The following is a 12691-nucleotide window of genomic DNA, read 5'->3' on the forward strand; positions in this document are numbered from 1 at the left end:
AACGCTCCTTCAGGCTTTACGAACAACGGGTTTGGCAGCGGAAGTGGTTCGGGTGGAGTTACCCAGCGCCGCGGCTTGCTGCAGGTCGAGCTTGCTGGTCTCGGGGGCCAGCCACCAGGAAATCAGCGCGCCGAACAGCGAGATCAGGGCCGCCGCGAACATGGTGTTGGCAATACCGTAGGAGGCCAGTGAGATCGGCACCAGATACGTGCCGACGGCCGCGCCGATGCGTGACAACGAAGTGGCCAGGCCCACCGCTGACGCACGGATTTCGGTGGGGAACAGCTCGTTGGGGTAGACGTATTCAAGCACCTGGGCGCCGCCGATCAGCACGGCATAGGCGCCGAACAGCACCAGTACGGTGGTTGGCGAGGCATCCGGGAACACCCCCAGCAGCACCAGCGACATACCCGACCAGAGGAAGCTGTGGATCAGCATGTTGCGCCGGCCCAGGCGGTTGATCAGTTTGGTGGCCACCAGGCAGCCCAGGGTGAACAGCAAGGTGATGGCGATGGAGCCAAAGGCCGCCCAGTCACCGGTCAGTTGCAGTGCCTGCAGCACTTTGGGGGCAAACGAGTAGATGGCGAACAGCGGCACGATCGCGCAGGTCCAGAACAGGGTGACGAAGGCCATGCGCTTGCCGTAACCGGAGTGGAACAGCGACCACACCGACACCGGTTTGTCGCTGGTCTGCTCTGGCAGGTCAGCAATGGAGTAGTCCGGGCCGTAGACTTTCTTGATCACGGCGTCGGCTTCGGCGGTTCGGCCTTTGCTCAGCAGCCAGCGAGGCGATTCTGGTGTGCCACTGCGGGCAACCAGGAACAGCGCACCGGGTATCAGGGCGCTGGCCAATACATAGCGCCAACCGTCTTCACCGCCCACCCGCAGCAGCAGTTCGCCGACCATGTAGGCAAAGGCGGCACCGGCAAACCACATCAGCACCATGGCCGCCAGCAACGGCCCACGCTGCTTGCGTGGCAGGAACTCGGCCAGCAACGACGTGGCGATCGGGTAGTCGGCACCGACCGCGATACCGATCAGCAACCGCCAGGCGAACAGGGCCCAGGCCGACTCGACCCAGAACTGCGCCACTGAAAAACCGACGATGGCGACCAGGTCGATCAGGTACAGCACCTTGCGCCCGTACTTGTCAGTGAACCAGCCACCGAGAAAGCCACCCAGGAAGACACCGATCAAAGCTGACGCGGCGATCAGCCCCTCCCACAGGGCCGACAGCTGCAAGGCGTTGGTGATTTGCAGCATGGCGACGCCGATGATGCTCAGTACATAGCCATCGAGAAAAGGCCCGCCAGCGGAATAGACCGTCAGTTTGCGGTGGAACCCGTTGAGCGGCGCATCTTCTACGGAGCGTTTGAAAACGGACATACGGCTTACCTCTTGTTGTTATGTGGTGCACTAACGTGGCGGCACTATGGCACCGGCCTGCGCGGGCGCCCTATAACGGCTCGGACGAGTCATGGGATGGGATGACCGGGTGTGCCGAGGACTGGCGGATACCACTGGCCTACCGGCAGCAGGCGGAATTGAGGCATTTCGAGGAGGATACGGCACGCGTCTGTCGGCAGCTGTAGTGGGGGAGCTGAGTCATGGGCTGTTATTTTTGCCAGTAGATCTTGTAATTGATCGAGATCATCCTCCAGCTCAGAGGACTAGCGAAGTGAGGTGAGCCGTGAGCGATGTGACACCGTTACGAACCCAGGCATATGACCCTTATGGTTTTTCTCCATTGGGCTTGGAACAGGGGGCGCTCGGTTTTAACGGGTGGCCAGGCAGTCCATTGCTGGGCTGTATTTGCTAGGTAATGGATACAGAGCATACAACCCGGCCCTCAGGCGCTTTCTATCACCAGACAGTTGGAGCCCATTTGGTCGAGGTGAAATCAATAGTTATGTTTACTGCAAGTGCGATCCTGTCAATTTTCAAGATGACTCTGGACATATGTCTGGCAGGGAGCGGGGGCGGCCGGTTGCTCGAAACAATCACAGGCGTCTCAATTCTACAGGCTCATCTTCGTCGGACAGCACGTCAAGATCCAGGTCACCCATTAATCTAGGTGATTACTCGACACATCCTATAGTGAGACAAAGAGGGGGCAGTCCCGTGAATAATGCGGGCCAGTCCCCGTCACCTCATCGGCCCTCGTCTTCGTCTGCAGTGATAGATATGACCCACCCGGAGGCTTTGCAGCGAGTTCCTGTGGATATTGGGAGCTTGAGTGATTTTACTGACGTTTTTTCCAGAGAGTCGCTCGACGGTGATGGAGGTAATTTAAGTATGCAGCGTCCTGAAAGCGCCCATTTAAATAGTATGATTAACGCCGGTTTGGGATTGGATGAGGAGCTGTTCCTAAGGAGTACTGATATTCGTACGACTGCAGGTATACAGGGGGGGGGAAGCTTGTCGAGTCAAACCCTTGAAAGCATAAATCGAGAGCGTATGGACCAACTCAAAAGAAAAACGGGCTCGCAATAATTAAAAATCTATCAAGGCGAGCCATGCAGTTATCGTTCACGACAGTAGTGGGCAGTTTATCCCTCGGCCTGCCCTGAGCGTGTCAACAACCCGTCCAGCACCACTTCGCATGCCGCACCCCAGGTGGCGCTTACCGGCTGATGCATCAGCACCGCCAAACCATCAGCGGTGAAAGTGCCCGGCGTGGCAATGGCCTGGCCCAAGGCCTTCAGCGTGTACGCCGGCTGCTGCCCGGCACTGGCCACGCAGTCTTGCAGGTTGCCCAGTACCAGCGCACGCGCTTCGGCTGCGGGCAGGCCTTTGTCCATCAGCCACTGCTGCAGGTCGTGCAGCAGGAAGTAGAACCAGCCATTCATGCACGCCGCCACGGTGGCCAGTTCGAATTCTGGCTCGCCGTGCAGCACCACCAGTTTGCCCAGTGGCCCCAGGTACTGCGTGGTGAGCGCATCGGGTGGGCAAACCACTACCGTGGACTGGTTGTACTGCGCCGCGTACGACAGCATCGCACGCACACAGAGGGCGCCAGGGAACGCAGTGGACAGCTGTGCAAGGTTGACCCCGGCGGCGAGCGAAACCAGGCGCTGGCCGGGGCGCAGGTGTAGCTCATCTGCCAGTTCGGCGAGCGAATGCGGGCGCACGCCAAGGATCAGTAGTTCTGCCTGGTCGACCACTGCCTGGTTGCTCGGCAACACCTGGCAACCATGCTCCTGGGCCAGCAGGGCTGCCCTTTGCGCATTGCGGGGTGACAGCAGGATAGGGCCCTCGAAACCGCTGCGACGCAGGCCGATGACCACTTTTTCGGTGAGTTCGCCCACCCCGAGAATCCCAAGGCTATGCATGGTGCCTCCTTGTCAGCTTTCCAGGCCGGCACGGCGCTGGCCCCAGTGCAGGTTGAGGTTGACGCCCGCGCTCAGCAGCGGCTCCGGCGGGTTGCGGTTGGGGCCTGCGGAGCCCAGCAGGAAGTCGATCAGCTCGTCGCGTTCGCCGCTCAGCCAGTCAGCCAGCAGGGTGCCGGTAGCGGTGCCACGGGTGATGCCAAGGCCGTTGCAGCACAGTGCCGCGTGCACGTTGGGTGCGAGGGTACCGAAGTGCGACAGGTGGTTGCGCGACAGGCACATCGAGCCACCCCAGGTGTATTCGAACGCCATGCCCGACAGCATCGGAAAGCGCCGCTCGAACGAATCGCGGTGCTGGCGCCCGGCACGGGCGATGTGGCGTGGGTTGGCGCGGCCGTCGGCATTGAAGCTGAAGCTGTTGCGCACCAGCAGGCGCTGGTCCGGGGTGCGCCGCAGGGTGCTGCCGAACGGGTCTGCCGGGATGATGCCCCAGGTGTTCTTGCCGCCCAGGCGGGCTTGTTCGTCCTCGGTCAGCGGGCGGGTCATGCTGGCGTAAGTGAAGATCGGCAGCAGGCGGCCAGGCAGGAAGCCGAAGTATGAGGCGAAGGCATTGTTGGTCAGCAACAACCGGTCAGCGACGATCTCACCATTGGCGTGCTTGAGGGTGATGCGCCGGCCCTGCTCGATGTGGGTGATGGTGGTGCGTTCATGCAGGGTCACGTTGCCCGGCAGGCTGTCGGCCAGGCCTTTGGCCAGGGCCGCGGGTTGCAGCAACTGGGTGCCCGGGGTGTACAGCGCCTTGCGGTAGAAGCTGGTGCCGAAGTGCTCGGGCAGGTCGCGGGCATCGATCAGCTGGTAAGGCTGGCCGAGTTTTTCCAGGCCGCTGCGGTAGGCTTCGAGCACCGCCAGGCCTTTGTCTTCGACGGCCGCCTGGTACTTGCCGTCCGGGCGGATCTGGCAGTCGATGCCGTGCTGGTTGATCAGCTCGCGCAAGATCGCCTGTGCGCGCAAGTTGAGCTTGAGGTTCATCCGCGCCGTGGGCAGGTCGCCGATGTAGTCGGCGGCGCCAATGTCGTGGGGCAGGTCGATGGCAAAGCCGGAGTTGCGCCCCGAGGCGCCGAAGCCGACTTCCTGGGCGTCGACCAGGATCACCTCGTCGTCAGGGTGATGCAGGGCCAGTTGGCGCGCAGCGGCAAGCCCGGTGAAACCCGCGCCAAGCACCACCCAGCGCGCCTCGCTCCGCCCCCGGTGCGCAACGCGTGGCTGGCGCGGCGGGCTGAGGTGGAACCAGCCGCAACCGTTGTCGTCCGCAGGGGTAGAGGTGCTTCTGTACATGGTTTTTATCCGTGTTGTTTTCTCCACTATGGCATTGGCGGCTGGGCGGGGACTATGACGGGAGGGACGGGTAATGGGATGTTTTGGCTGAGGGCATTGACCGTTCCTGGCCGGGCGTGATTTGCTCGGGCTACAGATCATTCAAAGGAAATTGAAGGTCCCACCATGCCCGACTACAAGCTGCATTGCTTCGCCGAATCCGGCAACGCCTACAAGGCTGCGCTGATGCTTGAACTCACGGGCCAGGACTGGCAGCCGGTGTTCGTCGACTTCTTTAATGGCCAGACCCGGGAGCAAACCTGGCGTGACGAGGTGAACGAGCAGGGCGAGGTGCCGGTGCTGGAGCACGCGGGCAAAACCTTCACCCAGTCTGCGCTGATACTGGAATACCTTGCCGAACAGACCGGCCAGTTCGGCCCGTGTGACGATGACGAAAAGCGCGAGATCTGGCGCTGGATGCTGTTCGACAACCACAAGTTCACCAGCTATTACGCCGCGTTGCGCTTCCTGTTCTGCCTGAAGAACACCGGCGAAACGGACGTCACCCGGTTTCTTCGTGAGCGTGCCACGGCGGCTTATCGTATTGTCGACTCGCATCTGGCGAAGACGCCGTTCATGGTTGGCGGCCGGCTGACCATCGCCGACCTGTCGCTGGCGGGGTATGTATTCATGCCGGAGGACACCGGCATTGCGTTGGCAGACTTCACCCATATAGAGGCGTGGAAGGCGCGGATCCAGGCGCTGCCAGGGTGGAAGCACCCGTATGAGCTGATGCCGCGCACGGCATCCTGACCCATTCGCGGGCACGCCCGCTCCCACGGGTAAAGCATGGTCTTGCAGCCGGCGCAATACCTGTGGGAGCGGGCGCGCCCGCGAAAGCCCCAACCCGGTACATGGCACCGGCTTCGCCGGTGTTCGCGGCTGAAGCCGCTCCCACAGGTACTGCTTAAGCCTCAAGCTTGCGCTGTCCCTGTGGGAGCGGCTTTAGCCGCGAAGAGGCCGGCTCAGGCATTACAGGGCTCAGATCGACAACCGCACCACCCGGTTGTCCAGCACCTGCTGCTCCTGCCCGCGCCGCTTGTTCACCACCAGCTCGCCAATCGCAATCAGCCGCGTGCGCGTGATGTTGCGTGACAACCCCAGCAACTGCGCGGTATGCACCTGGTTGTAATGGCAGAACCGATAGGCCGAGCGCAGCAGGGCGTTTTCCACTTTCTCGTACAGGTCGCCCGACTGCTCCTCGTACAACCGGCTAAACGCCCGCTGCAGCAAGTCCTCCACACCATTGCCTGCCGGCTCCTCTTCTTGCCGCTCGATGCGCAGGTTGGACAAACGCAGGTCTTGTGCCTGTATCGTACCGTCGCCACAGGTCAGCAAGCTGTGGTGAATCACGTTTTCCAGCTCGCGGATATTGCCCGGCCAACTGTATTCCACCAGCTTGGCCTGGGCCTTGGGGCTCAGTTCCACCGGCCCGTAGCCCAGCCGGTCGCTGTAACTGCGGATGAAGTGCCTGGCCAGCGGCAGGATGTCACCCGGGCGGTCGCGCAACGGGTGCAACTGCAAGGTCACTACGTTCAGCCGGTAGTACAGGTCCTCACGGAAATGCCCGGCGTTGATGGCCTTTTCCAGCTGCACGTTGGTCGCGGCCAATACCCGAACGTTGATCGGGATGCTCTTGCGCGACCCGAGCCGCACCACCTCGCGCTCCTGCAGCACGCGCAGCAGCTTGACCTGGATTGGCAGCGGCAGGTCGCCGATTTCGTCGAGGAACAGCGTGCCGCCGTTGGCCTCCTCGAACCAGCCGGCCTTGGCCGACAGGGCGCCGGTGAAGGCGCCTTTTTCATGGCCGAACAGTTCGGCTTCCACCAGCGACTCAGAGAACGCGCCGCAGTTGACCGCAACGAACGGCCCGTTGCGCCGGCCGCTGAGGTTGTGGATGTGCCGTGCGACCAGCTCCTTGCCCGTGCCGGTTTCGCCGATGATCAGGACGCTGGCCTCGCTGGGGGCGACCTGTTGCAAGTGGGCGAGCAGCGCCTGCGACCTGGGGTCTTCGAAGACCTGTGCGGTCGCCCTGATCGAGGTAGCCAGTGTCGGTGACGGGGGGAGGGTCAGCAGTTGCATGGGCAGTCCTCAGGAGTAGAAGGATGGGGCAGGGCGTTTGTCGTTGAGGGCCCACTCGCCGAGTTCGTGGATGCGGTAGTCCACCGGGTCGTGCAGGGTTTGCGTGCGCAGGTTGCGCCAGTGGCGGTCGAAGCGCAGCGAGGCATGGGTGGCACGGGCACCGGTGACTTCGAACAGGCGGTTGCAGATGTCCAGACCGTGGCGGCTGGCGGCGACCTTGGCGGTGCCGATGGCCAGCGCCAGGTCGCCGCGCTCCTCGGCGGTGAGCGCATGTTCCTTGGCCCAGGCGGCGTCCAGTTGGCGCGCGGCCCGTTCGATCAGCAGGCGCACGCTTTCCAGGCCGACCCAGAACTCGCCGTAATGCCGCAGCACGTAAGGGTCTTCGGCACTGCTGGCGGCGCTGGAGCGGAACCACGGCCGGCTTTCCTTCAGCGTGTACTGGCGGGCTTCGTCGAAGGCGCCCTCGGCGATGCCGAGGAACAGGTTGGCGAAGTGCAGCTGGGCAATCAGCGGCCGCAGGGCAGCAAACGGCGTGCTCAGGGGGCCCGGGTCGAGCAGCAGTTCATTGTGCTCGACCCGCACCCGCTCGAACGTGGCGCTGCCACTGTCGGTCTGGCGCTGGCCGATGTTGTTCCAGTCGCGGTGCAGGCTGATACCGGTGCGGCCGCTGGGAATGGCGGCGATCAGCAGTTTGCCGCCGGCACGTTCGTCCACCGCCGAGGCGATGAGCATTTCCGAGTCGCTGGCGCCGGAGCAGAAGCTTTTCTTGCCAGAAAACTCGCACCAGCCGTCGAAGTGCTTGACCACCGTGCGCGTGTCCAGCGGGTTCAGGGCATTACCCCAGAACCACTGTTTGCGGGCGGTCTGTTCAAACCACGGCTGCCACTGGTCCGGGCGTGAGAACAGGCGCACGGTCGCCAGCATCAGGTGGTGAAAGCCGAACACGTGGGCGATGGAGCTGTCGACCCGGGCGAACTCGCGCACCACCGCGAAGGTGTCGTGCCAGTTGGCGCCCTGGCCGCCGAAGGCCTGTGGGATTGCCAGCGACAGCAGGCCGCTGCCACGCAGGGCATCGCGCTCGGCTTTCGGCGTGCCGCCACGCTCGTCGCGCTCGACGGCGGTCTGGGCAAACTGCCCGGCCAGTTCTCGGGCGATGGCCAAGGCCGGGCGCAGGGGGGCATTTACAGGTGCACTCATGGCCGCTCCTCAGGCGCTTTTACGCAATGCGTGGTGGGCGCCGAACAGCGGCACGGCACGTTCGGCGGCCAGGCGGATACGGGCGGCGAGGGCATCGCTGGAAACCCGGTAGTCGGCCAGCTCTGCCTGGCTGGCGAACACACCGATGGGCAGGGTCAAAGCCTGCAGGAAGCTGAATAGCGGGCGCAGCTGGTGGTCGAGTACCAGTGCATGGCGTTCACTGCCACCGGTGGCGGCAAGCAGTACCGGGGTATCGACCAGGGTGTCCTGGCCGATCAGGTCGAACAAGTGCTTGAAGTGGCCGGTGAAGCTGCCACGGTATACGGGGGTGGTTACCACCAGCAGGTCGGCCTTTTCCACCAGGCGAAGTTGCTGTTCGACGGTTTCGGGCAGCTCGCTGCGCCACAGGGCGCTACCCAGTGGGCGGGCGATGTCGCCCAGTTCGATCAGGTGCGGCTTGATGTGCAGGTGTTCGGCCAGTTCGGCGAGGATCGCCTCGGTCAAGGCCAGGGTGCGCGAAGGGCGGGAAGTACCGCCGGACAGGGCTACGACGTTCAGTGGGGTGCTCATGGGCAGGTCTCCGGTTCTGGTTGAGCGGGACTTTGCTTGAGCAATCGTCGTGCCTGGTTCTAATGTTGTTTGGGATCAACGGGTTAGCGCAAGTTCGTGCCTGCGCGGGTGTTGCCGTGCGGGCGTTTTCTGTTGATCGGGTGTTGCGCTGCAGACAGTTGGCCGGGTGTTGGCTGCTGTACAGTTGGGAAGGTTATAAAGTATTACTCTTTTCAAAAAAAAGAATAAGAATTCATATTCTTATACGATTATTTTCTTTTTGGCGCCTGTCGGGCTAACGCAGGACGGGTAGGAGCGGCCTTGCGTCGAAATAGGGCGCGAAGCGGCCCCGGCAATCTCAAGTGTGCGGCACCCCCCGAGCAGGCACCCCGCCCGCATACTCCGGCTTCAGATGCCCTTGCTCATCCAGCAGGTAAGCATCCATCACCTCGCGCACCACCGGCCCCGCCACCCGGCCCCCAGCCTCACCGTTCTCGATCATCACCGCCACCACCACACTCGGGTGGTCGGCCGGTGCAAAGCCCACAAACAGGGCGTTGTCGCGGTGGCGCTCCAGGGTCTTGTTGCGGTTGTAACGTTCACCCTGCTTGATCGCCACCACCTGCGCGGTACCACTCTTGCCGGCGATCCGGTACTGCGCGCCTGCCGCAGCGGCGCGGGCAATACCGCGCGGGTCGTGCATGACCATCTGCATGCCCTGGCTGACCTGGTCCCAGGCATGCTTGTCGTGCAGCACGATATCGGGCATCGGGTTGGGGTCCACCGGCGCATCGCCACCCACGGTCATCGCCAGGTGCGGGCGATGCCACACGCCCTTGCTCGCCAGCAGGCTGGTGGCCTGGGCCAGCTGCAGTGGAGTGACCTGCATGTAGCCTTGGCCAATGCCCAGGATCAGCGTTTCGCCCGGGAACCATGCCTGGCGCCGGGTGGCGCGCTTCCACTGGGCCGACGGCATCAGCCCGGAGGCCTCCTCGAACATGTCCAGCGACACCTTCTGGCCCAGGCCGAATTCGGCCATGTAGTCATGCAGGCGATCTATGCCCAGCTTGTGCGCCAGGTCGTAGAAGTAGGTGTCGTTGGACCGCATGATGGCGGTGTACATGTCCACCCAGCCGTCGCCGCTGCGGTTCCAGTTACGGTACTTGTGGTCGTAGTTGGGCAACTGGTAGTAGCCCGGGTCGAACACCCGGCTGCCCGGCGTGATCACGCCGCTGTCGAGGCCGGCGATGGCCACTTCCGGTTTCACCGTCGAGCCAGGGGCATACAGGCCGCGCAGCACGCGGTTGAACAGCGGGCGGTCGATGGAATCGCGCAGTTCGGCGTACTGCTTGAAGCTGATGCCCTTGACGAACAGGTTGGGGTCGAAGCTGGGGTTGCTGACCATTGCCAGCACGTCGCCGTTGGCCGGGTCCAGTACCACCACCGAGCCACGGCGGTCGCCCAGCGCCTTTTCTGCGGCCACCTGCAAGTGGGCGTCCAGGGTCAGCACGATGTCTTGCCCCGGGGTCGGGGCCTTGTGGTTGAGCACGCGCATCACCCGGCCCTGGGCGTTGGTCTCGACCTCCTCATAGCCCACATGGCCGTGCAGCTGGCTTTCGTAGAAGTGTTCGATACCGGTCTTGCCGATTGACTGGGTGCCACGGTACTCGGTGCTGTCGAGGACCTTGGCCTCTTTCTCGTTGATGCGCCCCACATAACCCACCGAGTGGGCGAAATGCCCTGCCAGGGGGTATTCGCGGATGAACTGCGGCTCTACCTCCAGGCCCGGCAGACGGAACTGGTTCACCGCCACCAGGGCGATCTGCTCTTCGCTCAGGCCCACCATCAGGGTCACCGGCTCGAACGGCTTGCGGCCACGGCGCAGGTCTTTGTCGAACTGCTTGCGGTCGTCTTCGGTCAGGCCTAACACCTGGGTGAGGGTGTCGAGCACCTTGGCCGAGTCGCCGCCGGCCCGCTCGCGGGTCATGGTCAGGTCGAAGCTGGGTTTGTTGTCCGCCAGCACCACGCCGTTGCGGTCGTAGATCAGCCCGCGTTCGGGGGCGATGGGCAGCACGTGCACACGGTTGTTTTCCGACACGGCGGTCTGCTGGTCGTGCTGCAGCACCTGCAAGACATACAGCCGCCCCACCAGCACGGCGACCAGGCTGAAGACCAGGATGGCGCAGGCCAGGAGCCGGCGATTGACCAGGTGCTTTTCCTTTTCGTGGTCCTTGAGGGGGATGGGTTGTGGCATCAGTAGCTCTTTTTTGCAGGTATCGCGGTGGCTGTGCGGGCGCGCGATCGGGCCGGGGATGCTACGCAACACCTACCGCGCCCTCAAGGCGAGCGGCGGCTGGCGCTGGGTGGATAACGGCTGTTCGCCCCGCAATCAGGGCGCTGGCGGGGAACATGAAGATTTGTTCATGGCAGCTAAGTCCTTAAGTGCCAGGTGTGGTTTTTTGGTGTTTTATGGATCCATAAATCTGTAGTGTTCGATAAACGAACGAAAATTGGATTTGATATTAAATCATCAAATTATTGATAAATAAGATAAAAACCTACTGATCATCAATTTTCAACCTTCGCCATGATTGATTTTCTCGGAGTGATCAAATGCGACCTGTTGTTTGTGGATCCATTATCTGGTTGATTAGCGCCTGACAACGGCCGGAGCCCTCCTGCCGTATGCAATAACAATTACAAAAAGGGTTCAGTCATGAATGGCTATCCAGCGGCCCGGAACTGTCAGGGTTCCTCCCGTCTTGCCTGCGCGTGCGCATCTGTCCTCCCGCCTGTGGCCAACTGGCAGGTGACTCCATGAATACCGATCTCAAGCAACGCCTGGACAACGACCCGATGGGCCGCTTCCAGTACCTGGCCATTGGTATTTGCATCGTCCTCAACATGATCGATGGCTTTGACGTACTGGTCATGGCCTTCACTGCCTCGTCGGTGTCCGCCGAGTGGAACCTGAACGGCGCACAGGTGGGGCTACTGCTCAGCGCCGGCCTGTTCGGCATGGCGGCCGGTTCGTTGTTCATCGCGCCGTGGGCCGACCGCTTTGGCCGTCGCCCGCTGATCCTGCTGTGCCTGACGCTTTCCGGCATCGGCATGCTGCTCTCGGCAATGAGCCAGAGCCCGTTGCAACTGGCGCTGCTGCGTGGCCTGACCGGGCTGGGCATCGGTGGCATCCTGGCCAGCAGCAACGTGATTGCCAGTGAGTACGCCAGCAAACGCTGGCGCGGCCTGGCGGTGAGTTTGCAGTCAACCGGTTATGCCCTGGGGGCGACGCTGGGTGGTTTGCTGGCGGTATGGCTGCTGGGGCATTGGGGCTGGCGCTCGGTGTTCCTGTTTGGTGGCATTGTCACCGTGCTGGTGATCCCGCTGGTGCTGTTGTGGCTGCCGGAGTCGCTGGACTTTCTGCTGGCGCGTCGCCCGGCCAATGCCCTGGCACGGGTCAACCGCCTGGCCGTGCGCCTTGGCCAGCCGGCGCTGGCACACCTGCCAACACCCGCAGCAAGGGACCCGGGCGCCGCCCGCGGCTTCCGGCAGCTACTGGCACCTGCCATGCGCCGCACCACACTGGTGATCTGGTTGCTGTTTTTCCTGGTCATGTTCGGCTTCTACTTCGTCATGAGCTGGACGCCGAAACTGCTGGTCGCCGCCGGCCTGTCGGCACAGCAGGGCATCACCGGCGGGGTGCTGTTGAGTGTTGGCGGCATCCTTGGCGCGGCGCTGATCGGTGGCCTGGCTTCGCGCTGGCCACTCACCCGCGTGCTGGCCCTGTTCATGCTGATCACCGCGGCGCTGCTGGTGCTGTTCGTGGTCAATGGCGCGTCGGTCAGTGCCGCCTTGGCGCTGGGGTTGCTGATCGGGCTGTTCTCCAACGGCTGCGTGGCCGGCCTGTATGCCCTGTCGCCGGTGGTCTATGACGCCTCGGTGCGCGCTACCGGCGTGGGCTGGGGCATCGGCATCGGCCGCCTGGGCGCCATCCTGTCGCCGACCGTGGCCGGCGTGTTGCTCGATGGCGGCTGGCAACCGCTGCACCTGTACGGGGTGTTTGCCAGCGTCTTCGTGCTTGCAGCGGCTTGCCTGCTGTTGCTGCGCCCAATGACCAAGCCGGCGTGCGCCCAGCCCGCTGATGCACTGAGTCACTGAGC

At 63.0% G+C, this 12691-nt stretch carries 10 protein-coding genes; 3 read left to right on the forward strand and 7 right to left on the reverse strand.

All coding sequences use genetic code 11. The features are described from left to right. Nucleotides 1-9: 9 nt before the first annotated feature. The gene (locus tag ACN6NG_RS11480; protein WP_474314016.1) at nt 10-1386 is read right to left on the reverse strand and encodes an MFS transporter; all 1377 of its coding nucleotides are present in this window, start codon (nt 1384-1386) and stop codon (nt 10-12) included. A gap of 396 nt (nt 1387-1782) precedes the next feature. Between ACN6NG_RS11480 and ACN6NG_RS11485 the strand changes: the two genes are divergently transcribed. Continuing rightward, entirely contained in the window at nt 1783-2493 is a 711-nt protein-coding gene (locus ACN6NG_RS11485) for an RHS repeat-associated core domain-containing protein (protein ID WP_474314017.1), read from the forward strand. Between the two features lie 56 nt (nt 2494-2549). On the opposite strand, the gene ACN6NG_RS11490 is transcribed toward ACN6NG_RS11485, so the two are convergent. Together ACN6NG_RS11490 and ACN6NG_RS11495 are read right to left on the reverse strand one after the other, a co-directional pair. Next, nucleotides 2550-3332: an NAD(P)-binding domain-containing protein gene (locus ACN6NG_RS11490; protein ID WP_063426637.1), complete on the reverse strand. Its 783-nt coding sequence runs from the start codon at nt 3330-3332 to the stop codon at nt 2550-2552. Nucleotides 3333-3344: 12 nt separating this feature from the next. Continuing rightward, the gene (locus ACN6NG_RS11495) at nt 3345-4664 is read right to left on the reverse strand and encodes an NAD(P)/FAD-dependent oxidoreductase (protein ID WP_197898478.1); all 1320 of its coding nucleotides are present in this window, start codon (nt 4662-4664) and stop codon (nt 3345-3347) included. Between the two features lie 165 nt (nt 4665-4829). On the opposite strand from ACN6NG_RS11495, the gene ACN6NG_RS11500 reads away from it, so the two are divergent. Continuing rightward, complete coding sequence (locus ACN6NG_RS11500; protein WP_474314019.1) at nt 4830-5456, forward strand: glutathione S-transferase family protein; 627 nt, start codon at nt 4830-4832, stop codon at nt 5454-5456. Between the two features lie 228 nt (nt 5457-5684). Here ACN6NG_RS11500 and sfnR read toward each other — a convergent pair whose 3' ends face one another. From sfnR to mrdA, 4 genes are all read right to left on the reverse strand, one after another. Next, nucleotides 5685-6785, reverse strand: coding sequence for a sigma54-dependent transcriptional activator SfnR (gene sfnR, locus ACN6NG_RS11505; protein WP_197898477.1), 1101 nt, complete (start codon nt 6783-6785; stop codon nt 5685-5687). Nucleotides 6786-6794: 9 nt separating this feature from the next. Then, nucleotides 6795-7982, reverse strand: coding sequence for an acyl-CoA dehydrogenase family protein (locus ACN6NG_RS11510; RefSeq protein WP_353456738.1), 1188 nt, complete (start codon nt 7980-7982; stop codon nt 6795-6797). 9 nt (nt 7983-7991) lie between these two features. Next, a complete protein-coding gene (msuE, locus tag ACN6NG_RS11515; protein WP_086975141.1) occupies nt 7992-8552 on the reverse strand; it encodes an FMN reductase in 561 nt (186 codons plus the stop codon). A gap of 337 nt (nt 8553-8889) precedes the next feature. After that, nucleotides 8890-10785 carry a penicillin-binding protein 2 gene (gene mrdA / locus ACN6NG_RS11520; protein WP_028613185.1) on the reverse strand — a complete coding sequence of 632 codons (1896 nt, stop codon included), beginning with the start codon at nt 10783-10785 and terminating at the stop codon, nt 8890-8892. A gap of 563 nt (nt 10786-11348) precedes the next feature. On the opposite strand from mrdA, the gene ACN6NG_RS11525 reads away from it, so the two are divergent. Beyond that, nucleotides 11349-12689, forward strand: a complete 1341-nt coding sequence (locus ACN6NG_RS11525) for an MFS transporter (RefSeq protein WP_474314020.1) — start codon at nt 11349-11351, stop codon at nt 12687-12689. Nucleotides 12690-12691 lie beyond the last annotated feature (2 nt).

The organism is Pseudomonas sp. TSO6, from assembly GCF_056098905.1.